Source organism: Elioraea thermophila (ex Habib et al. 2022) (assembly GCF_003336755.1).
Classification (GTDB): Bacteria; Pseudomonadota; Alphaproteobacteria; order Acetobacterales; family Acetobacteraceae; genus Elioraea; species Elioraea thermophila.
Genome location: NZ_KZ851831.1, coordinates 206,326 through 228,018 on the forward strand (window position 1 = coordinate 206,326; position 21,693 = coordinate 228,018).

Genomic DNA, 21,693 nt, shown 5'->3' on the forward strand with positions numbered 1-21,693 from the left:
AACGGCCGGCGGAAGGCGGCGCGCCCCCGTCAGGCTTGTGTCGGCAAGCGTCACCGTGCTGTAACGCCGCCGCTCCGAAGGGTGGATGTTTCAGGGGAAAGGTATGGCGACCGACGGCATCGAACGCGAATTCAAGCTCCTGCTCACCTCGGAGCGCGAGCGGGCGGCCCTCGAAGCCCTGCTGCCGCCGCCGAAGCGTCGCCTGCGCCAGCGCAATCTTTTCTTCGACACGGCCGACGGCGCGGTGGGACGCGCCGGCCATTCGCTGCGCCTGCGCGAAGAGGGCGGGCGCTGGACGCTGACGGCCAAGGGCCCGTGCCTGAAGCCCCTCCCCGGCCCAACGCGGCGGCGGGAGGCCGAGCGCGTGGTGCCGGCGCATCTCGCCCGCCACCTGGAGGCCGGCACCGCCGACCCGTTGCCCCTGCTCCGCCGCGCGAGCCCGCCCGCCATCGCACTCGCCCTCGCTCGCGCCATCGAGGAGGCCGCGGCCGGCGCGCCGCTGTTGCCGCGTGGGTCGTTCCGCAACGAACGGGCCGAGATCCCGCTCAGGTTGCCGCCGGGACTTCCCGCCGTGCTCGCCCTCGACCGCACCGCCTTCGACGACGAAACGACCGAACTCGAGGTCGAGCTCGAGCTCGAGGATGACGGTCCGGCCGAGCCGGCGGAGGCGTGGCTGGCCGACCTGTTCACGCGTGCCGGCATCCCCCGCCGCCCCGCCCCCTCCAAGCGCGCCCGCTTCGAGGCACGACGCAACGCCGCCAACGGCCATTGAGCGGCGGTGCGTCTCCTCCTCGTCAACGCCAACACCACCGCCGCGATCACCGAGGCCTGCGCGGCGGCCGCTCGGCAGGTAGCCGCGCCAGGCACGGAGATTCTTTCCGCCACCGCCCGCTTCGGCCCCGCCGTGATCGCCAACCGGGCCGAGAACGCCATCGCCGCGCACGCCGTGCTCGACCTCCTGGCCGAGCGTGCCGAAGCCTGCGACGCCGTGCTGCTTGCCGTCTCCTTCGACACCGGGCTCGCGGCGGCGCGCGAGCTCCTCCGCGTGCCTGTGGTCGGCATGACCGGGGCCGCCTGCCTGTTCGCCTGCGCCCTCGGCGGGCGGTTCGGCCTGATCTCGTTCTCCACGGCCGCGATGTACCGCGAGCTGATCGAAGGCTACGGCCTCGGCACGCGGCTCGCCGGGATCGCGCTGATCGACGCCACGCCGGCGGAGGTCAGCGCCGAGCCCGAACGGGTCGCCGCGAAGGTGAGCGATGCGGCACGAAGGCTGGCCGAGAGCGGGGCGGAGAGCGCGATCCTCGCCGGCGCTGCCTTCGCGGCCCTCGGCCGTCGTCTCGCCGACGACGCGCCCATCCCGCTTGTCGACGGCATCGCGGCGGGCGTGAAGCTCGCCGAGGCGCTGGTGGCGCTCGGTCTCGCCCGCCCCACTGCTGCCGCCCCAGCCGTTCCCCGGCCGAGCCTCGGCCTTTCGCCCCCTCTCGCGGCGCTTCTGGCCAGAACCCCCGCCGGCCGGTAAGGTCGTCTGCCGGGACGCCGGAGCACGGAATGGCCAACGAGCAGACGGTCGCCGACGTGGCGAGCCTCAGTTTCGAAGCGGCCCTCGAGGAGCTGGAACGGATCGTACGCCAGCTCGAGGAAGGGCGCGGCACGCTGGAAGCCGCGATCGCCGCCTACGAGCGGGGTGACGCGCTGCGCCGCCATTGCGCGGCGAAGCTCGCCGAGGCCGAGGCGAAAGTCAGCCGCATCGTCGAGCGCGCCGGAGAGGCGGTCGGGCTCGAAGACTTCGCGCCGCGATGAGCGGGCTCGCCGTCATCCACGGCAGGCTCGGCGCCGCCCTCGCCGACGCCGCCGCCCAGGTCGAGGCCACGCTGGAGCGGCTGTTGCCGAAGGGCGAGGATGCGCAGGCGCGTCTCTATGAGGCGATGCGCTACGCCACGCTCGGCGGGGGCAAGCGCATTCGTGCCTTCCTCGTTTTGGAGACGGCGCGCCTGTTCAACGTCGCCCGCCGTGCCGCGCTGCGCGCCGCCGCCGCGGTCGAGATGCTGCACGCCTACTCCCTCGTGCACGACGATCTTCCCGCGATGGATGACGATGACTTCCGCCGCGGCAAGCCCTCGACGCATCGCGCCTTCGACGAGGCGACCGCCATCCTGGCCGGCGACGCGCTGCAGTCGCTCGCCTTCGAGGTGCTGGCCGACGACGACACCCACTCCGACCCGGCGGTGCGCGCCCTGCTCGTGCATTCGCTCGCCCAGGCCGCCGGGGCGCGCGGCATGGCTGGCGGGCAGATGCTCGACCTCTTGGCGCAGGAGCAGACCCTCAACGAGCATGAGGTGACGCGGCTCCAGCTCCTCAAGACCGGACGCCTGATCACTTGGTGCTGCGAGGCAGGGGCGGTGCTGGCCAAGGCGCCGCGACCGCAATTCCTTGCCCTCTCCCACTACGGGCGCGACCTGGGCCTCGCCTTCCAGATCGCTGACGACATCCTCGATGCGACGGGGACGAGGGAGGAGATCGGCAAGACGCCGGGCAAGGACGAGGCCGCCGGCAAGGCGACGCTCGTTTCGCTGATGGGGCTCGAGCGCGCGCGCGCCCACATGCGCTTTCTCGCCGACCAAGCGATCGGCCATCTCGACAGCTTCGACGAGCGCGCCGACCTGTTGCGCGAACTCGTCGAGTTCGTGATCTCGCGCAGGATGTGACGACGATGACCCCTGGCTCCCCGAAGCCGATGCTGGACCGGGTGCGCTACCCGGCCGATCTGCGCAACTTCTCCACCGCGCAACTGAAACAGCTCGCCGACGAATTGCGGCGCGAGACCATCGAGGCCGTCTCGATCACGGGGGGACATCTCGGGGCCTCGCTCGGCGTGGTCGAGCTCACCGTCGCGCTGCACTACGTGTTCGACACCCCGCATGACCGCCTGATCTGGGACGTCGGCCATCAGACCTACCCGCACAAGATCCTCACCGGTCGGCGCGACCGAATCCGCACGCTGCGCCAGGGCGGGGGCCTGTCCGGCTTCGTGCGCCGCAGCGAAAGCGAGTACGACGCCTTCGGCACCGCGCATTCCTCCACCTCGATCTCGGCCGGGCTCGGCATGGCGGTGGCGCGCGACCTGAAGGGCGATCGTCGCCACGTGGTCTGCGTCATCGGCGACGGCGCGATGAGCGCGGGCATGGCCTACGAGGCGATGAACAATGCGGGCGCGATGAAGTCGCGCCTGATCGTCATCCTCAACGACAACGACATGTCGATCGCGCCTCCCGTCGGCGCGATGAGCGCGTATCTCTCGCGCATCCTGTCGGGCCGTTCCTACACCGGGCTGCGCGAGGTAGCGGCACGGATGGCGAAGCGCTTCCCGCGCCCCTTCGAGCGCACCGCCAAGCGCGCCGAGGAGATCGCGAAGTCGATCCTCACCGGCGGCACGCTGTTCGAGCTGATGGGGTTCTACTACGTGGGCCCGATCGATGGGCACAATCTCGACCATCTCCTGCCCGTGCTGCGCAACGTGCGCGAGGCGGAGGACACGGTGGGCCCGATCCTCGTGCACGTCGTCACCCAGAAGGGCAAGGGCTACCCGCCGGCGGAGAAGGCGGCCGACAAGTACCACGGTGTCTCCACCTTCAACGTCGTCACCGGCGAACAGGCGAAACCCGCCGCCGGGCCACCGTCCTACACCAAGGTGTTCGCCAACGCGCTGATCGCCGAGGCGGAAGCCGATCCGGCGATCGTCGCCATCACCGCCGCGATGCCGGCCGGCACCGGGCTCGATCTCTTTCAGAAACGTTTCCCGCACCGCACCTTCGACGTCGGCATCGCGGAACAGCACGCCGTCACCTTCGCCGCCGGCATGGCCTGCGAGGGGCTGAAACCCTTCGTCGCCATCTACTCCACCTTCCTGCAGCGCGCCTACGACCAGGTGGTGCACGACGTCGCGCTGCAGAACCTGCCGGTGCGCTTCGCGATGGATCGCGCCGGGCTGGTGGGCGCGGATGGCGCGACCCATGCCGGCTCGTTCGACATCGCCTACTTGGGCTGCGTGCCGAACATGGTGCTGATGGCGGCGGCCGACGAGGCCGAGCTCGCCCACATGGTGGCCACCGCCGCCGCCTACGACGCGGGGCCGATCGCCTTTCGCTATCCGCGCGGCGAAGGGGTGGGCGTGCCCGTGCCGGAGCGCGGCCAGGTGCTGCCGATCGGCCAGGGGCGGATCATCCGCGAGGGCACGGCGGTCGCCATCCTCTCCTACGGCGCCCGCCTGCAGGAGTGCCTGAAGGCGGCCGAGGAACTCGCCGCGCGCGGGCTGTCCACCACGGTGGCGGATGCGCGCTTCGCCAAGCCGCTCGATCGCGCGCTGATCCATCGCCTCGCTCGCGAGCACGAGGTGCTGATCACCATCGAGGAGGGCGCGATCGGCGGCTTCGGCTCTTTCGTCCTGCACGAGCTCGCGCATGCGGGGCTGCTCGAGAACGGGCTGAAGGTGCGGCCGATGGTGCTGCCCGATCTCTTCATCGACCACGACAAGCCCTATGCGCAGTACGAGAAGGCGGGGCTGAACGCGCGCCACATCGTGGCGACGGCACTCGCCGCCCTCGGGCGCGAAGCGGCCGTGCAACCCGCCCGCGCGTGAGCCGGCGGGAGCGCGCGGGGAGGGGAGCGGGGGCAGGGACGGCCGAACGCGGAGCGGGCCGCGGCGGCCGGCTCAGGCTCGACCAGGCGCTGGTCGAGCGCGGGCTCGCCGAGAGCCGCGCCCGCGCCCAGGCGCTGATCCTGGCGGGGCAGGTGTTTTCCGGCGACCGACGCCTCGACAAGCCGGGCCAGCCGGTGCCCGCCGGCCTGCCGCTGGAGCTGCGCGGCCAGGACCACTCTTGGGTCAGCCGCGGCGGGGTGAAGCTCGCCGCCGCGCTCGACGCCTTCGGGCTCTCGCCCGCGGGCCGGGTCTGCCTCGACATCGGCGCCTCCACGGGCGGCTTCACCGACGTGCTGCTCGCGCGCGGTGCCGCCCGCGTGCACGCGGTCGATGTCGGACACGGGCAGCTCGCCTGGAAACTGCGTCAGGACCCGCGCGTCGTCGTGCATGACCGCACCAACGCCCGTTTCCTCACACTCGCGCAGATCGGCGAGCCGGTCGGGGCTCTCGTCTGCGACGTCTCCTTCATCGGGCTGGCGACGGTGCTGCCGGCGCCGCTCGCCCTCTGTGCGCAGGGCAGTTGGGCGGTGGCGCTGATCAAGCCGCAGTTCGAGGCCGGCCCTGAGGCGGTGGGCAAGGGCGGGGTGGTGCGCAGCGAGGCGGTGCGGCGGCAGGTGTGCGAGCGGATCGCGCGCTGGTGGGCAGGACTGCCAGGGTGGCGTGTGCTGGGCGTGATCCCCTCGCCCATCGCGGGCCGCGAGGGCAACGTCGAATTCCTGATCGCAGCGCGCCACGACTGAGCGTCGCCGCCCGGCCGTCCTCGGCAACGGAGCGATCCGACGCTGATCTGTCATGCGTCTGCAGGAAACGAATTGACCGCTTCGTCGCAATTCTGCGAACGTGCCCGCAAGTTGATGCGAGGGGGCGGGTGCGCTGGAGGATCTTGGCGCTCGTTGCGATGGGCGCCGCTGCGATCGAATGGGGAGCGTTCGGACCGCTGCCGTGGCATGAGGCAGCCGGCGCCTCGGCGAGTGCGCGCATGGAGGTTGCCTCCCTGGCAGCGGTCGATCGCCCGGCCTCGGCCCGGGTCGCCTCCGGTACCGCAACCTTCTCCCTGTTCGAGGATTTCCCATTCGGCGTCGGGGAGACGGGGTGGGGAGCGGCGTTTCGCGGGGCCTTCGAGACGCCGCCGATCGCGCTCGATCCGGACCCGCAGCGCTTCGGCCCCGGCCGGCCCGCCGCCCTGCTGCCTGACGAGCTGGGCTTCGGACCTGACCAAGCCCTCGGCTCCGAGGACCTCGGCGCAGCGGTGCTGGAGACCGTGCTGTCCGATCCCCTGCTGCGTGACCTGTTCGGCCCCGGGCCGCTCGCACAGTTTTTCGCCGACGTGCTGAGTGCGGCGCGCGGCGAAGGCAGGCCGACCGTGGTCGCCGAGGGATCAGCTGACGCGGCCGGCTGGCGACCGCGCTCCAGCCGCGACCAGGCCCGCACGCCGCCGCCGCCTGCCTTCTCCTTCCCCATCGCTCTCGCATCGCGCCCCGTCGTCCAAACCCTCGGCGGCCCGGCAGTGGCGGATGCGACCGGTTCGTCCGGTCCCGGCGCGTCCCTCCCTCCGCCCGGTGTGCCGGATCACGCGACGGGCCCCGGCGGCGCCTTGCCGGATTCCGGGCAGGGCCTGCCGGGGAACAACCCGACGCCGGGAGCCCTGCCGCATGAGCCCGACGTGATCTACCTGCCGCCCCGCCCTCCGGCGATGGTTGCGGAGCCGGCGGCCTTCGTCCTTTTCGGCTCCGCGGTGATCGGTCTCGCTGCGCTCGCCCGCGGGCGGCGGGCATGAGGCGCCGCAGCCGCCTCGCCCGCGGCTAGACCGCCTCCTCGGCCCGCCGTTCCGCCCTCTTGCGCTCGTGCGGATCGAGCACCCGCTTGCGGAGCCTGATGGCGGAGGGTGTCACCTCGACGAGCTCGTCGTCGTCGATCCAGGCGATCGCCTGCTCGAGGCTCATCTTGCGCGGCGGGGTCAGCAGCATCGCGTCGTCCTTGCCGGCGGCGCGGATGTTGGTGAGCTTCTTCTCCTTGATCGGGTTGACCTCGAGGTCTTCGGCGCGGCTGTTCTCGCCGATGATCATGCCGGCATACACCTTCTCGCCCGGCGAGACGAACAGCGTGCCGCGCTCCTGCAGATAAAAGAGCGCGTAATGCACCGCCTCGCCATCGGCGTTGCTGATCAAGGCACCGTTGCGTCGCCCCTCGATCGGCCCCTTCCACGGCCCGTAGCCGATGAAGGAGCGGTTCATGATCCCCGACCCGCGCGTGTCGGTGAGGAACTCGCCGTGGTAGCCGATCAGGCCCCGCGAGGGGATGCGGAAGACGAGCCGCGTCTTGCCTGCGCCCGAAGGCCGCATGTCGATCATCTCGCCCTTGCGGGCGGAGAGCTTCTCCACCACCACGCCGACGTAGGCCTCGTCGAGGTCGATCAGCACCTCCTCCATCGGCTCGAGCCGTTCGCCGGACGCCTCGTCGCGCCGAAGCAGTACGCGCGGGCGGCCGATGGTGAGCTCGTAGCCCTCCCGCCGCATGGTCTCGATCAGCACGCCCAACTGCAGTTCGCCGCGACCCGCCACCTCGAAGGCGTCCGTCTCCTCCGCCTCGCGCACGCGGATCGCGATGTTGCCCTCCGCCTCGCGGAACAGACGCTCGCGGATTTGCCGGCTGGTCACCTTCTTGCCCTCGCGCCCGCCCAGGGGCCCGTCGTTGATGCGAAAGGTCATCGCCAGCGTCGGCGGATCCACCGGGATCGCGGGCAGCGGAGTGACGACCTCGGGGGCGCAGATCGTGTCCGGCACGGTCGCGCTCGCAAGCCCGGCGATGGCGACGATGTCGCCCGCTTCCGCCTCCTCCACGGGCACGCGCTCGAGGCCGCGGAAAGCGAGCAGCCTGGTCAGCCGCCCCGTCTCCGCCACCGACCCGTCAGCGCGCAGCACCTTCACCGCCATGTTGGTGCGCGCCCGCCCCTGCTCGATTCGCCCCGTCAGCACGCGCCCGAGGAACTGGTCGTACTCGAGGATGGTGGCGACCATGGCGAAGGGCGCCTCGGGGTCGAGCGCCGGCGGCGGCACGTGGCTGAGGATCAGGTCGAACAGGGCGGAGAGATCGCGCCTCGGCCCATTGAGCGTCGCATCCGCCCAGCCCTGGCGGCCCGAGGCGTAGAGCATCGGGAAGTCGAGCTGGTCGTCCGAGGCGCCGAGGGCGGCGAACAGGTCGAAGACCTCCGCATGCACCTCGTCGGGGCGGGCGTCGGAACGATCCACCTTGTTGACGACCACGATCGGGCGCAGGCCCCGTGCGAGCGCCTTGGCCACCACGAACTTGGTCTGCGGCAGCGGGCCTTCCGCCGCATCGACGAGCAGGATGGCGCCGTCCACCATGTTCAGAATGCGCTCGACCTCGCCGCCGAAATCCGCATGCCCCGGCGTGTCGACGATGTTGATGGTGACCCCCTTCCAGGTGACCGAGGTGCACTTGGCGAGGATGGTGATGCCCCGTTCGCGCTCGAGATCGTTGCGATCGAGCGCGCGCTCCGCCACCTGCTGGTTCTCGCGCAACGCGCCCGACTGGCGCAGCAACTGATCGACCAGCGTGGTCTTGCCGTGGTCGACATGGGCGATGATGGCGACGTTGCGCAAGGTTCGGGCGGACATGGGAAACACCAAAGAGTGAGAGGCCTCGGCCCGTCAGATAGGGGTTCGCGGCCGTGGCGGCGAATGACGATCGCGCGTCAGGCGGGCAGGCGCTCGGCGACGAGGTCGGAAAGCCGCACCATCGGCCGCGCCCCGACGTGGCTGATCGCCTCGGCGGCGGCGATGGCGCCAATCCGCCCGCATTCGGCGAGCGCCCGCCCGCGCACGTAGCCCCACAGGAAGCCGGCGGCATAGGCGTCGCCGGCGCCCGTGGTGTCCACCACCTCCGTCGGCTCCGCCGCGACCTCGATCACCTCGCCCGCCGTGACGATCACGCTGCCCTTCTCGCTGCGGGTCAGGCAGGCGATGGTCGTCTCGCCGCGCACCGCCGCCACCGCCTCGTCGAAGCTGTCGACCTCGTAGAGGGAGAGGATCTCGCGCTCGTTGGCGAACAGGATGTCCACCGCGTCGCGGATCAGCTGCCGGAACGCCGCGCGGTGGCGATCGACGCAGAACGGGTCGGAGAGGGTGAGCGCCACCTGGCGCCCGGCCTCGTGCGCGACCCGCGCCGCCTTGCGGAAGGCGGCCTGGGCGGCGGGCGGGTCGAACAGATAGCCCTCGAGATACGTCACGGCCGACTCCGCAACCCGGGCCTCGTCCACATCGTCCTCGGTCAGCGTCACGCAGGCGCCGAGATACGTGTTCATCGTGCGCTGCGCATCGGGAGTGACGAGGATGAGGCAGCGCGCGGTCGGCGCCCCGCCATTCGCGGGCGGGGTGTCGAAGGCGACGCCGGCGGCGCGGATGTCGTGGCGGAACACCGCACCCAACTGGTCGTCCGCCACCTTGCCGATGAAGGCGCCTCTGCCCCCGAGCGAGGCGAAGGCGGCAAGCGTGTTGGCCGCCGACCCGCCCGACATCTCCACCGCCGGCCCCATGGCAGCGTAGAGCCGTTCGGCTGCTTCCGAGCCGATCAGCGTCATCGACCCCTTGGCGAGGCGATGTTCGGCGAGGAAGGTCTCCTCGCAGCGGGCGATCACGTCGACGATGGCGTTGCCGATGCCGAGCAGCTCGAAGGTCGCGGTCATGGGAGGTCCGGCGGGTGCAGGGGAGGAACGGGGGCGCGTTTAGCGTGAAGCCTGCGCAAGCGCCATGCTCGCGGCGTGGCTGAAAGCCTTCGGCCAGCTCGGCGATCCGCGGCTGCGGCGGCCTTCGTGCACGTATGGCGGGAAACAACTGGGGGGAAGGGCCGATAGGCCCTTCCCCCCCGACCCCCCCATCCCGGGATAGGGGTGCGGGGAAAGGGCCCACCGGCCCTTTCCCCGTGTTAGTTTTTTCTCACCATGGACGAGGCGCGGTTCGCCGAACTCATCCGACGCCACCTCGCCTTCTACCGCGCGCTGGCCGAGGGCCGGCGCGCCCCCACCACGCCGGCGCAGGAACGTTTCGTGCGTGTGGCGCGCGGCGAAGCCGCACCGATGACTGAGCACGAACGCGCCTTCCTGCTCTGGCGCGCGCGAGCCGAACGCACGGCGAAAGCGCTCGATGCCGAGGTACGGCGCGAGGCCCGCCTCAGGCTGAAGCGCGCACCCACGCCTCCTCCGCCACCGCGGCGGCGCTGAGCGCCGCCTTCGCCGCCTTCGCCATCACCCCCGGCAGGCCGGCACCCAATACCTCGTCGCGGGGCACAGCGAGCGCCTCGCCGATCCGCTCCACCCGCCCCACCCGAACCGCGAGGTCGAGCGCGAAATGGGTGAACACATGGCGCACGGCACCCGCATTGGACCAGCGCACCGGCGCGGGCGCGTACTCATGCGCCTCCGCCTCGCCCCACCGCACCTCGCGCCACGGCGTGCCGGGCAGCTCCAGCATCCCCCCAAGCAGCCCCGCCGGCGGGCGGCGGCGCAGAAGCACGCGCCCCGCCGCATCCTCCAGCCAGAACACCACGCCGAAGCGCTGCGGCCTGAGCCCCTTCTCCGCCTTGCGCGGCAGGCTTTCCGCCACCCCCGCGCGATGGCCCGCGCAACTCACCCGGCACGGGCAGAGGGTGCAGGCGGGGCGGCGCGGCGTGCACACCGTCGCCCCCAGGTCGAACAGTGCTTGGGCGAAATCCCCCGGCCGCGCCTTCGCCGCCTCCTCTTCGCCGAGCCGCCGCGCCAGAGCCCGCAGCCTCGGCTTCGCCCCGGGCAGCGGCTCCTCCACCGCGAACAGGCGCGCCACCACCCTCTCGACATTGCCGTCCACCGGCACCTCGGGGCGGCCGAAGGCGATGGCGGCGATCGCCGACGCCGTGTAGTCGCCAACGCCCGGCAAGGCGCGCAGCCCGGCCGCGTCCTCGGGGAATCGCCCCTGCTCCGCCACCACCTTGGCCGCCGCGTGCAGGTTGCGCGCCCGCGCGTAGTAGCCCAAGCCGGCCCAGGCCCGCGCCACCTCCTCCCAAGGAGCGGCGGCAAGTGCCTCCACGGTCGGGAAGCGGGCGAGGAAGGCCGCGAAACGAGGGGCCACCGCCGCCACCGTCGTTTGCTGCAACATGATCTCGGAGAGCCACACGCGGTACGGATCAGGCCGCGCGCCGGGCGGGGCCCGCCAGGGCAGGTCGCGCCGATGCCGGTCATACCAGGCAAGCAGGGACTCGGCGGGCGGTGTGCTAGGCTCCCTCACACGGCGAGGGTGGCGATGGCGAAGGAACCCGACAAGGCGGCAGGAGAGGGGCATCGGCTCGCCATGGGCCCGATCCCCGTGGCGCGCCTCGTCGCCGCCACCGCCAGGCCCCTCCTGCGACGCGCCGAGGGCGCTCTCTCCCGCCTCGCCCTCGACTGGGCGGAGGTGGTCGGCCCCGCCCTCGCCGCCGTCACCACGCCCGAACGCCTCACCGCGCAGGGCAAGGCAGGTGGGGTGCTGACCATCCGTGCCGCCGGCCCCGTCGCGCTCGAGGTGCAGCATCTCGCGCCGCAACTCCTCGAACGCATCGCTCGGCATCTCGGCCCCGGCCGGGTGACGCGGCTGAAGGTGGTGCAGGGACCGCCCCGGGGGCTCACGGAGGAGCAGGCGCCCCCGCCCGTTCCCCCACCATCCCGCCCGGTGGAGGCGTGCCGCCTGCGCGAGTCCCTGCGCACCCTCTCCGACCTGCCCGAGGGTCCGCTTCGCGACTCCCTGGCCCGGCTCGGGCGGACCATGGCCGGGGCGTGAACGGCACCCCGCTCGACCATCCCCTACACTGAGGCCTCGACCGGCCGTCCCGGCCAGAGTTATAACCACAAAATCTCGTGGAGAGACGCGTGATCGACCGTCGCACCCTACTAGCCTTAGTGGCCTGCTCCACCGCCGCGGCTGCCGCTCCGGCGGCCCACGCCCAAGGCCCGGTGCTCCCCCCGCTCGACGAGATGCTGGCCGAGCGTGCCGCCGGCCCGGCGGACGCCCCGGTGACGGTGGTCGAGTACTTCTCCCTCACCTGCCCGGCCTGCGCCGCCTTTCATCGCGACACCTGGCCGCGGGTCCGGGCGGAGCTGGTGGAGACGGGACGGGTGCGGCACGTCTTCGCCGACTTCCCGCTCGACCAGGCCGCGCTCGCCGCCGCCATGCTGGCCCGCGCCCTGCCGGCCGAGCAGTACGAGCCCTTCGTCTCCATGCTCCTCTCCTCCCAGTCGCGCTGGGCGACGCGCAACTTCCTCGAGGAGCTGGCCAAGCTCGCCTCGCTCGCCGGCATGAGCCGCGACACCTTCCAGGCCGCCCTGCGCAGCGCCGAACTCCAGCGTGGCGTGCTCGAGATCCGGCTGCGCGGCGAACAGGAACACCGGGTGAACTCGACCCCCACCTTCATCTTCGCCGGCCGCGTGCCGGGTGTGTCGGGCGCGATCGCCTTCGACCGCTACCTGCGCGAAACCGGCTTGGGCGGCTGAGGGAAGCGCCAACCTTGGGCCTTCGGTTCCTCCGTCTCCGCCTCGCGGGCTTCAAGAGCTTCGTCGAACCCACGACGGTCGAGATCCTACCCGGGCTCACCGGCATCGTCGGGCCCAACGGCTGCGGCAAGTCGAACATCGTCGAGGCGCTGCGCTGGGCGATGGGCGAAACCTCCGCCAAGTCTCTGCGGGGGGGCGAGATGGAGGACGTGATCTTCGCCGGCACCGCCGTCCGCCCCGCCCGGCAATGGGCGGAGGTCTCGCTCACCCTGGAGGCTCCGCCGGGCGAGGCGCCGCACGCGCTCGGCTCCGAGGCGAAGCCAGGAGAGCCGCTCGAGTTCGACGTTTTGCGCCGGATCGAACGCGGCGGCGGCTCCACCTACCGCGTCAACGGCAAGGAGTGGCGGGCGCGCGACGTCCAGCTGCTGTTCGCCGATGCGGCCACCGGAGCGCGATCGGTGGCCATGGTGAGCCAGGGCAAGGTCGGCGCGCTGGTCAATGCCCGGCCCGAGGACCGGCGAACTTTGCTCGAGGAGGCGGCCGGCATCACCGGCCTACACGCCCGCCGCCACGAGGCGGAACTGAAGCTGCGCGCGGCGGAGGCGAACCTCGCCCGCGCCGATGACGTGCTCGGCACGCTCGAAGCCCAGCTCGCACAGCTGAAGAAGCAGGCGCGGCAGGCCACACGCTACCGCAACCTGGTCGCCCAGATCCGCGAGGCGGAGGAGATGCTGCACGCCGCCCGGCTTGCGCGCGCCGCCGCCGAGCTCGCGGCGGCAGAGGCGACCTTGCGCGAGGCGGAACGCGCTCTGGCCGCGGCGACGGAGGCCGCGGCCGCCGCCGCTACCCGTGCGGCCGAGACCGAAGCGGCCCTTCCCCCCTTGCGCGAGGCGGACGCCGAGGCCCGCAGCGCGGTGGAGCGGGCGCGGGCCGAAGCGGCGCGCGCCGAGGCCGAGGCGAAAACCGCCGCCGAGGCGCTCGCCGCCGCCGAGGCCGCCGTCTCCCGCCTCGCCAGCGACCTCGCCCATGCCGAGCGCCTGCAGGCGGACGCCGCTGCCGCCCTCGCTCGGCTCACCGACGAGGAACGCCGGCTCAAGCCGCTGCACGACGCCGCACCGGGCCGGATCGCCGAGGCCGAAGCCGCCCTCGCCCTCGCGCAGGAAACCGTCCACGCCCGCGAGGTGGAGGCCCAGGCGGCGACCGAGCACGCCGCCGCTCTCGCTGCCCGGGCCCAGGCACTCGCCGCCCGCATCCGCGACGCCGAACGCGCCCTCGCCAAGCATGCCGAGGACGCGAAGCGGCTGGCGGCGGAACGCGCCGCCCTCGAGGCGCAGATGGTGGCAGCCGCCGCCCTCGACGGGGCGGAAGCGACGGTGCGCGAGGCCGAGGCCGCGCTCGCCGCCGCTCGCGCCGAGGTGGAGGCCGCCGAGGCTGCCCGCGCCGCCGCCCATGCCGCCGCCGTCGACGCCCTCAAGCGCGCGCAGGCGGCGGAAGCCGAGCGCACTCGACTGACGGCCGAAGCGCGGGGGCTTCGCGACGCGCTCGCCGTGCGTGAGGACGAGCTCTGGCCGCCGCTGGTCGATGCCATCACCGTCCCCGAGGGGCTGGAGACCGCGCTCGGCGCCGCCCTCGGCGAGGCGCTGGAGGCGACGACGGATCGGGCCGCGCCAAGGCACTGGCGCGCCCTGCCGCCCTTGCTTCCCGCCCAGCCCCTGCCCGACGGCGCCACCCCCCTTGCCGCCCTCGTCACGGCGCCGCCGGAGCTTTCCCGTGCGCTGTCGCAGATCGGCCTCGTCGCTGACACCGCGGCCGGCGAGCGTCTCGCCGCCGCGCTCAGGCCCGGCCAGATCCTCGTCTGCCGCGAGGGCTCGGTCTGGCGCTGGGACGGCTATGCGGTGCGCGCCGGCACGCCGACCGCCGCCGCGACCAGGCTCGCGCAGCGCAATCGGCTTGCCGCCCTGCGCGTGCGGTTGGCCGAAGCCGAGGCCGAAGCCGGCCGGGCGAAGGCCGACCACGAGCGGGCGGCCGCCGAAGAGGCCCGCGCGATCGCGCGCGAGAAGGCCGCCCGCGAGGCGCGCGGCAACGCCGAACACCGCCTCGAGGCCGCGCGGCGGGAGCTCGCTTCCCTCACCGCCCGCGCCACCGCCGCCTCGAGCCGGCTTGCCGCCCTCAGCCCTCAGGAGGAACGCCTCGCCCACATGCGGGCGGAGGCCGAGGAGACGCTGCGCGCGCTGCGGTCGGAGGCGGCGGATCTTCCTCCACTGGCCGAAGCGGAGGCGCGGCGTTCGGAGGCGCGCGCCGCGCTCGCCGAGGCGCGCAAGGCCGAATCGGAGGCCCGCGCCGCCCTCGAGGTGGCGCGCCGCGAGGCCGCCTCGCTCGCCGCGCGGCTCGCCGCCATCGCCCAGGAGACGGCGGCTTGGCAGGGGCGGACGGCGGAGGCCGAGGCACGGCTGGCCGAACTCACCGCCCGCCGCGACGAGGCCGAGGCCGAGCGCGCCCGGCTCGCCGAAACCCCCGCCCGTGCCGCCGAGGCCCGCTCGCGCGCCTTCGACACGCTGGCCAGGGCGGAAGAGGCTCGGCGGGCTTCGGCCGACGCCCTCGCCCGCGCCGAGGCCGAGGCCGCCGACGCCGCCCGCGCCGCCCGCGCCGCCGATTCGGCGCTTGCCCAGGCGCGCGAGGCCCTGGTGCGGGCCGAGGAACGACTGGGCGGGTTACGAGCCACCGCGGCCGACCTCGCGCGCGAAGTGGCGGAGCGCCTCGGCCTCTCCGCCGAGACCCTCATCGCCCGCGTGGCGGTCGCCGATCCGCCCGGCGAAACCGAAGCGGCCGCGGCGCGGCGGCTCGACAAGCTCACCCGCGAGCGCGACGGCATCGGCCCCGTCAACCTCGCCGCCGAGGCCGAACTGGCGGAGGTCGAGCAGCGCATCGCGACGCTCAACGCCGAGCGCGCCGACCTTGCCGCCGCGATCGCCAAGCTCAGGGCCGCGATCGGGGCGCTGAACCGCGAAGGGCGCGAGCGGCTCACCGCCCGCTTCGCCGAGGTCGATCGCCACTTCCGCGAACTCTTCGTCCGCCTGTTCGGCGGCGGGCGGGCGCATCTTTCGCTGATCGACAGCGACGACCCCCTCGAGGCCGGGCTCGAGATCATGGCCGAACCCCCCGGCAAGAAGCTCGCCGCCCTTTCCTTGCTTTCGGGCGGCGAGCAGGCGCTGACCGCGCTCGCGCTGATCTTCGCCGTCTTCCTCACCAACCCGGCACCGATCTGCGTGCTGGATGAGGTGGATGCCCCGCTCGATGATGCGAACGTGGATCGTTTCTGCAGCTTGCTCGAGGAGATCGCGCGCGAGACCGGCACGCGCTTCCTCATCGTCACCCACCATCGGCTGACCATGGCGCGGATGGACCGCCTGTACGGGGTGACGATGGCGGAGCGCGGCGTTTCGCAGCTCGTCTCGGTCGATCTCGCCGCCGCCGAGGCGCTGGTGCCGCAGGCGATCGCGGCGGAGTAGCGGCGGCGAACGTTTGCCGCGTGCTGCGGCGCCGCGCGTTTCTTGACACCCCCCGTTGCCGCCGCTAGGAGGCTCGCGCCTTCCGGGCGCGGTTCACGGCGAGCGGAGGAGCATCGGGTTGGACGATCCCCCCCGCGCTGGGCGGCCGGAGAGCTTCGAGGAGAGGCTTCGGGCGGCGCGCGACCGGGCCGGTCTCGACGGCAAGGACGCGGCGGCTGGGGGAATGGGGGCGAGCCCCTGGGGCCTCGGCTTGCGTGCCGGGCTCGAAGTGGCCTCCGCCCTCGCGGTCGGAGTGGGCATCGGGCTCGCTCTCGACTGGTGGCTCGGCACCCGGCCGCTCTTCCTCGTGCTGTTCCTGTTCCTGGGAGGTGCCGCCGGAGTCCTCAACGTGCACCGCCTGATGCTGGGCCGCAGCACGCGGGGGTCGAACGCTGATCGGGGAAAGTGAATGGCCGCCGAAGGCAAGACGATCGACGCGCTGAGCCAGTTCGCGCTCTCGCCTATCGTCGCCGGCTTCACCAACTCCAACCTCTACATGCTGATCGCGGCAGGCGCGATCTCCGCCCTGATGATCCTCGGCATGAAGCCGCGCGCCATGGTGCCCGGGCGCCTGCAGAGCCTCGCCGAGGTCGCCTACGAGTTCGTTGCCGGCATGGTGAAGGAACAGGTGGGCAAGGAGGGGATGAAATACTTCCCCTTCGTCTTCACCCTCTTCATGTTCATCCTGTTCGGCAACATGCTGGGCATGCTGCCCTACGCCTTCACCTTCACCAGCCACATCGCGGTGACGGTCACACTTGCGCTGATCGTCTTCATCCTGGTCACCGCGGTCGCAATTGCGATCCATGGGGCGAAGTTCTTCGGCTACTTCTTCCCCGAAGGCGCGCCGGTGGCGCTCGCGCCGATCATCATCCCGGTCGAGATCATCTCCTACCTCTCGCGGGTGGTGTCGCTCAGCGTGCGGCTGTTCGCCAACATGGTCGCCGGCCACGTGATGCTGAAGGTGTTCGCGACCTTCGTCGTGCTCCTGGGCGGGCTCGGCTCGCTCGGCCTCGTTGGCGCGGCCGCACCGCTCGCGCTCAATGTCGCGCTGGTCGGCTTCGAGTTCCTGGTCGCGTTCCTGCAGGCCTACGTGTTCGCGATCCTGACCTGCATCTACCTGCACGACGCCGTGCACCTGCATTGAGCAAAGGGCACGGCGCGGCGAGACCCCTCAACCGTCACAGCAAGGGAACACCACCATGGACGTTGAAGCCGCCAAGGCGCTCGGTGCCGGCATCGCCGTGATCGCCCTGTTCGGGGTGGGCCTCGGGATCGGCAACATCTTCTCCTCGTTGATCTCCTCGGTCGCGCGCAATCCTTCCGCCCGCGACGCGGTGTTCCCGATCGGCATCCTGGGCTTCGCGCTGACGGAAGCGGTGGCGCTGTTCGCGCTGCTGATCGCCTTCCTCATCCTCTTCGCCTGAATTGTCGTCGGCCGGGGGCGGGGTCTCGGCCCCGCCATCCCGGTCTCGGAGCCCGGGCCATGCCGCAGCTCGAGTTCGGCAATCCGCTGATCCTGAGCCAGGTGTTCTGGCTCCTGGTGATCTTCGGCGCGCTTTACGTCATCGTGTCGAAGATCGCGCTGCCGCCCGTCGCCTCGGTGCTGGAGGAACGCGCGGCCAAGATCGCCGCCGAGCTCGACCGCGCACGAGCGCTGAAGGAGGAGGCCGACGCCGCGATGGCCGAGGCCGAAAAGGCTCAGGCCAAGGCGCGCGCCGAAGCGCAGGCCGCGATCCGGGCTGCGATCGAGCGGGCCAAGGCCGAAGCGGCGAAGGCGGAAGCCGAACAGGCGGCCCGACTCGCCCGGCAGATCGCCGAGGCCGAGGCGCGCATCGCCGAAGCCCGCGCCAAGGCCGAAGCCGCCATCGGCGAGGTCGCCGTCGAAGCCGCCCAGGCCGCGACCGCGCGGCTGATCGGCGTGACGCCGGACCTTGCGCGGGTTCAGGCAGCGATTTCCGAAGTCGGGCGCGGCTGAGCACCCGAGGCAGAGGAGCCGAGGATGAGCGCGCTTCCCTTGAACGACCCGAAGTTTTGGGTCGCCGTCTCCTTCCTTCTTTTCCTCGTCGTCGCATGGAAGCCGCTGATCCTGCGCATCGTTCGGCTGCTCGATGCGCGGGCGGAGCGCATCCGCGCCGAGATCGCCGAGGCCGAGCGGCTGCGCGCGGAGGCCGAGGCCCTGTTGCGCGACGCCAAGGCCAAGCACGAGGCGGCTCGGGCAGAGGCCGAGGCCGTGCTCGCCCATGCGCGGGAGGAGGCGGAGCGCGTGGCGAGGGAGCTCGCCGAGGCGACGGCGGCCGCGATGGCGCGGCGCGAGAAGATGGCGCTCGATCGCATCGCCGCCGCCGAGGCAGAAGCGGCCGCCTCCATCCGCGCCAAGGCTGCCGACCTCGCCGTCGCGGCCACCAAGCGGCTGGTTGCCGAGCACCTGACCCCCGAGCGGCATGCCGCCCTCATCGGGCGCGCGATCGAGGATTTGCCGCAGAAGCTGCACTGAACGGCGGCAGCAGGGGCGATCCCCGCTCAGCTCCTTGCTGCCGTGCCGGTCGTCGCGAGGCGCGCGGGCCGCTTCGACGGAAGCGGCCTTTCTTTTGCTAGGCAGGTTGCGCCGGCCCGACCACCGCCGGCCGTCCCGGGGGAGAGGCGATGAGCATCCATGTCGCGCTGACGCACCGCACCTCCTATCGCTACGACCGTCTGGTCAGTCTGGGACCGCAGACCATTCGCCTACGTCCCGCTCCGCACTGCCGCACGCCGATCCTCGCCTATTCGCTGAAGGTCGAACCGAAGCCTCACTTCCTGAACTGGGTGCAGGACCCGCAGGGCAACTTCCTCGCCCGCGTCGTGTTCCCCGAACGCGTCGACCACTTCGAGGTGACGGTCGACCTCGTCGCCGATATGGCGACCATCAACCCGTTCGATTTCTTTCTGGAGCCGCAGGCCGAGACGGTTCCGTTCGAGTACGACCACGTGCTCGATCAGGAACTCGCCCCGTTCCGCCGCGTCGAGCCGCAGGGCCCGCTGTTCTCCGCCCTCCTCTCCTCCATTCCCCGCGACCGCCAACCGACCGTCGCCTTCCTGGTCGAGCTCAATCGGCAGCTCGCGCGCGAGATCGCCTACATCGTGCGCATGGAGCCCGGCGTGTGGTCGCCGGAAGAGACGCTCGCCCAGGGCAAAGGGTCGTGCCGCGACACGGGCTGGCTGCTGGTGCAGCTCCTACGCCACCTCGGCTTCGCCGCCCGCTTCTGTTCCGGCTACCTGATCCAACTCGTCGCCGACGAGAAGCCGCTGGAAGGTCCGGCAGGCCCACCGGCCGACTTCACCGATCTGCACGCCTGGGCGGAGGTCTATCTCCCGGGTGCCGGTTGGGTCGGGCTCGACCCGACCTCGGGCCTGTTCGCCGGCGAAGGGCACATCCCGCTCGCCGCCACGCCCGATCCGGTATCCGCCGCCCCGGTCTCGGGCCTCGTCGAGAAGTGCGAGGTCGACTTCTCCTTCGCCATGAGCGTGCGGCGGGTGGCGGAGACCCCCCGTGTCACCAAGCCGTACACGGAGGAAGAGTGGGCGGCGATCGAGGCGGCAGGGCGCGCGGTCGATGCACGCCTCGAACGCGCCGCCGTCCGCCTCACCATGGGCGGCGAGCCCACGTTCGTCTCGGCGACCGACCGCGACGGGGCGGAGTGGATCACCGACGCCCTCGGCCCCACCAAGCGTGCGATCGCCGGCCGGCTCTTGCGGCGGCTGCATGCGGCCTGGGCGCCGGGCGGAGCGCTGCAGTACGCCCAGGGCAAGTGGTATCCGGGCGAACAGCTGCCGCGCTGGGCCCTCTACGCGCACTGGCGCACCGACGGCGAACCGGTCTGGCGTGACCCCGCCTTGTTCGCCTCCGACGATGATCGCGACGATGCCGATGCCGCGCTCGCCGCCCGCTTCGCCGCCCGCCTCGCCGAACGCCTGCAGGTCGACCCCGCCTGCACCATCCCGGCCTACGAGGACATCCACTACTACCTCTGGCGCGAACGTCGCCTGCCGGCCAACGTGATCGCCGAGGACTCGAAGCTCAAGGATCCGCTCGAGCGCACCCGCCTCGCCCGCGTGTTCGAACAGGGTCTCGGTTCGCCGGTCGGCACCGTCCTGCCGTTGCGGCGCGTCGGGCTCGGCCCCGATCGGCGTTGGCAGACCGGGCGATGGTTCTTCCGCCCGGGCGTGATGTTCCTGATTCCGGGCGACTCGCCGATCGGCTTCCGGCTGCCGCTGGAGAGCTTGCCCTGGGCCTCCGAGGCGGCGATCGACACCGAACCGCCGCAGGACGCCTTCGCCACCACGCCGCTACCGCCGCGCGCCCGGCTGGGCCGCCCGGGCGATGGCGTGATCCAGCCCGTGATCGACCAGTGCCTGCCGGAACCGGGCCGAGAGGAGCCCGACGTGGTGCGCACCGCCCTCTGCGTCGAACCGCGCGGAGGCCTGCTGCACGTGTTCCTCCCCCCTCTCGCCACCGCCGAGGATTGGCTCGACCTCGTCGCCGCCGTCGAGGACACGGCCGAGGAAATGGGCCGCAAGCTGATCCTCGAAGGCTACCTGCCCCCCTACCATCCGGGGCTCCGCCACTTCTCCATCACGCCTGACCCCGGAGTGATCGAGGTGAACGTGCACCCGGCCGCCTCCTGGGAGGAGCTCGTCGAGCGCACGCGCACGCTGTACGAGGAGGCGCGTCTCGTCGGTCTGGCGGCGGAGAAGTTCGACATCGACGGCCGGCACGTCGGCACGGGTGGGGGCAACCATGTCGTGCTCGGTGGCGCCACCCCGGCGGACAGCCCGTTCCTGCGCCGCCCCGACCTGCTGAAGAGCCTGGTCGGGTTCTGGCACAACCACCCCTCGCTCTCCTACCTGTTCTCGGGCCAGTTCATCGGCCCGACGAGCCAACACCCGCGCGTCGACGAGGCGAGGAGCGACAGCCTCTACGAGCTCGAGATCGCCTTCTCCAAGGTCGCACCGGGGGTGGAGACGCCGCCCTGGCTGGTCGATCGGCTGTTCCGCAACCTGCTGATCGACGTCACCGGCAACACCCACCGCACCGAATTCTGCATCGACAAGCTCTATGACCCCGCCTCGGCGGGCGGGCGACGCGGCCTCGTCGAGTTTCGCGCCTTCGAGATGCCGCCGCACTGGCGGATGAGCCTGGTGCAGCAGCTCCTCCTGCGCGCCGCCATCGCCGCCTTCTGGGAGAACCCCTATGAGCGGCGGCTGATCCGCTGGGGCACGCGGCTGCATGACGACTTCATGCTGCCCCACTTCGTCGAGCAGGACTTCCGCGACGTGCTGGAGGAACTGGCCGAACACGGCTTTCCGCTCAGCCCCGCCTGGTTCGCGCCCCATCTCGAGTTCCGCTTTCCGACCATCGGAACCATCACCGTGCGCGGCATGACGCTGGAGCTTCGGCGCGCGCTGGAGCCCTGGCACGTGCTCGGCGAGGAGGCGTATGCGGGCGGGACGGTCCGCTACGTCGATTCGTCGGTCGAGCGCGTGCAGGCCAAGGTCTCGGGCTGGGTGGAGGAGCGGTTCGTGCTCGTCTGCAACGGTGTGGCCGTGCCGCTCTCGCCCACGGGCACGGAAGGTGAGTTCGTCGCCGGCGTGCGCTTCAAGGCCTGGCAACCGCCCTCGGCGCTGCATCCCACCATCGGGGCGCAGGTGCCGCTCGTGTTCGACGTCTACGACAGCTGGAGCGGGCGTTCGCTCGGCGGCTGCACCTATCACGTCGCCCATCCCGGCGGGCGGGCCTACGAGACCTTCCCGGTGAACGCCAACGAGGCCGAGGCCCGCCGCCGGTCCCGCTTCTTCCCCTTCGGCCACACGCCCGGGCCCATGCCTTCCCCGCGCCACGGCATCAGCCGCGAGCATCCCCGCACGGTCGACCTCCGTCGTTTCGCCTGACT

The 21,693-nt window shown here is 72.1% G+C and carries 20 protein-coding genes; 17 read left to right on the plus strand and 3 right to left on the minus strand.

Annotated features, from left to right (window positions below; genetic code table 11):
- Nucleotides 1–103: 103 nt before the first annotated feature.
- From DWB05_RS00930 to DWB05_RS00960, 7 genes are all read left to right on the plus strand, one after another.
- Nucleotides 104–772 carry a CYTH domain-containing protein gene (locus tag DWB05_RS00930; protein WP_157967019.1) on the plus strand — a complete coding sequence of 223 codons (669 nt, stop codon included), beginning with the start codon at nt 104–106 and terminating at the stop codon, nt 770–772.
- Between the two features lie 6 nt (nt 773–778).
- A complete protein-coding gene (locus DWB05_RS00935) occupies nt 779–1,519 on the plus strand; it encodes an aspartate/glutamate racemase family protein (RefSeq protein ID WP_114374062.1) in 741 nt (246 codons plus the stop codon).
- 29 nt (nt 1,520–1,548) lie between these two features.
- Nucleotides 1,549–1,800 (plus strand): exodeoxyribonuclease VII small subunit, encoded by a 252-nt coding sequence (locus DWB05_RS00940; RefSeq protein ID WP_114374064.1) that lies wholly within the window; start codon nt 1,549–1,551, stop codon nt 1,798–1,800.
- The gene (locus DWB05_RS00945; protein WP_114374066.1) at nt 1,797–2,705 is read left to right on the plus strand and encodes a polyprenyl synthetase family protein; all 909 of its coding nucleotides are present in this window, start codon (nt 1,797–1,799) and stop codon (nt 2,703–2,705) included. Before DWB05_RS00940 ends, DWB05_RS00945 begins: the two co-directional genes overlap by 4 nt.
- 5 nt (nt 2,706–2,710) lie before the next feature.
- Nucleotides 2,711–4,636, plus strand: a complete 1,926-nt coding sequence (dxs, locus tag DWB05_RS00950; RefSeq protein WP_114374068.1) for a 1-deoxy-D-xylulose-5-phosphate synthase — start codon at nt 2,711–2,713, stop codon at nt 4,634–4,636.
- Nucleotides 4,633–5,436 (plus strand): TlyA family RNA methyltransferase, encoded by an 804-nt coding sequence (locus DWB05_RS00955; protein WP_114374070.1) that lies wholly within the window; start codon nt 4,633–4,635, stop codon nt 5,434–5,436. The genes dxs and DWB05_RS00955 overlap by 4 nt, the downstream gene beginning before the upstream one ends.
- 239 nt (nt 5,437–5,675) lie before the next feature.
- On the plus strand, nt 5,676–6,473 hold the full coding sequence (locus DWB05_RS00960) for a hypothetical protein (protein ID WP_157967020.1): 798 nt from the start codon (nt 5,676–5,678) through the stop codon (nt 6,471–6,473).
- A gap of 25 nt (nt 6,474–6,498) precedes the next feature.
- Here the strand turns inward: DWB05_RS00960 and typA are convergent, their stop codons facing one another.
- Both typA and DWB05_RS00970 read right to left on the minus strand, forming a co-directional pair.
- The gene (gene typA / locus DWB05_RS00965; RefSeq protein WP_114374075.1) at nt 6,499–8,334 is read right to left on the minus strand and encodes a translational GTPase TypA; all 1,836 of its coding nucleotides are present in this window, start codon (nt 8,332–8,334) and stop codon (nt 6,499–6,501) included.
- A 77-nt stretch (nt 8,335–8,411) separates the two neighbouring features.
- Entirely contained in the window at nt 8,412–9,401 is a 990-nt protein-coding gene (locus DWB05_RS00970) for an adenosine kinase (RefSeq protein ID WP_114374078.1), read from the minus strand.
- A 255-nt stretch (nt 9,402–9,656) separates the two neighbouring features.
- Between DWB05_RS00970 and maoP the strand changes: the two genes are divergently transcribed.
- Nucleotides 9,657–9,935, plus strand: coding sequence for a DUF413 domain-containing protein (gene maoP / locus DWB05_RS00975; protein WP_114374080.1), 279 nt, complete (start codon nt 9,657–9,659; stop codon nt 9,933–9,935).
- Here maoP and DWB05_RS00980 read toward each other — a convergent pair.
- Nucleotides 9,886–10,863: an A/G-specific adenine glycosylase gene (locus tag DWB05_RS00980; protein ID WP_456298216.1), complete on the minus strand. Its 978-nt coding sequence runs from the start codon at nt 10,861–10,863 to the stop codon at nt 9,886–9,888. The genes maoP and DWB05_RS00980 overlap by 50 nt on opposite strands.
- A 126-nt stretch (nt 10,864–10,989) precedes the next feature.
- Between DWB05_RS00980 and DWB05_RS00985 the strand changes: the two genes are divergently transcribed.
- The 9 genes from DWB05_RS00985 to DWB05_RS01025 all read left to right on the plus strand — a co-directional run bounded on the left by DWB05_RS00985 (nt 10,990) and on the right by DWB05_RS01025 (nt 21,691).
- A complete protein-coding gene (locus tag DWB05_RS00985; RefSeq protein WP_157967021.1) occupies nt 10,990–11,502 on the plus strand; it encodes a DUF721 domain-containing protein in 513 nt (170 codons plus the stop codon).
- Nucleotides 11,503–11,675: 173 nt separating this feature from the next.
- Nucleotides 11,676–12,212: a thioredoxin domain-containing protein gene (locus DWB05_RS00990; protein ID WP_232818336.1), complete on the plus strand. Its 537-nt coding sequence runs from the start codon at nt 11,676–11,678 to the stop codon at nt 12,210–12,212.
- Between the two features lie 14 nt (nt 12,213–12,226).
- Nucleotides 12,227–15,721, plus strand: a complete 3,495-nt coding sequence (gene smc, locus DWB05_RS00995; protein WP_114374082.1) for a chromosome segregation protein SMC — start codon at nt 12,227–12,229, stop codon at nt 15,719–15,721.
- Nucleotides 15,722–15,839: 118 nt separating this feature from the next.
- The gene (locus DWB05_RS01000; protein WP_232818337.1) at nt 15,840–16,169 is read left to right on the plus strand and encodes an AtpZ/AtpI family protein; all 330 of its coding nucleotides are present in this window, start codon (nt 15,840–15,842) and stop codon (nt 16,167–16,169) included.
- The gene (locus DWB05_RS01005) at nt 16,170–16,907 is read left to right on the plus strand and encodes a F0F1 ATP synthase subunit A (RefSeq protein ID WP_114374084.1); all 738 of its coding nucleotides are present in this window, start codon (nt 16,170–16,172) and stop codon (nt 16,905–16,907) included. It begins immediately after the preceding gene.
- A gap of 55 nt (nt 16,908–16,962) precedes the next feature.
- Nucleotides 16,963–17,187, plus strand: coding sequence for an ATP synthase subunit C family protein (locus DWB05_RS01010; RefSeq protein WP_114374087.1), 225 nt, complete (start codon nt 16,963–16,965; stop codon nt 17,185–17,187).
- A 59-nt stretch (nt 17,188–17,246) separates the two neighbouring features.
- Entirely contained in the window at nt 17,247–17,738 is a 492-nt protein-coding gene (locus DWB05_RS01015) for a F0F1 ATP synthase subunit B (RefSeq protein ID WP_114374089.1), read from the plus strand.
- Nucleotides 17,739–17,762: 24 nt separating this feature from the next.
- Nucleotides 17,763–18,257, plus strand: a complete 495-nt coding sequence (locus DWB05_RS01020) for a F0F1 ATP synthase subunit B (RefSeq protein WP_232818338.1) — start codon at nt 17,763–17,765, stop codon at nt 18,255–18,257.
- Nucleotides 18,258–18,406: 149 nt separating this feature from the next.
- Nucleotides 18,407–21,691, plus strand: a complete 3,285-nt coding sequence (locus tag DWB05_RS01025; protein WP_114374092.1) for a transglutaminase family protein — start codon at nt 18,407–18,409, stop codon at nt 21,689–21,691.
- Nucleotides 21,692–21,693 lie beyond the last annotated feature (2 nt).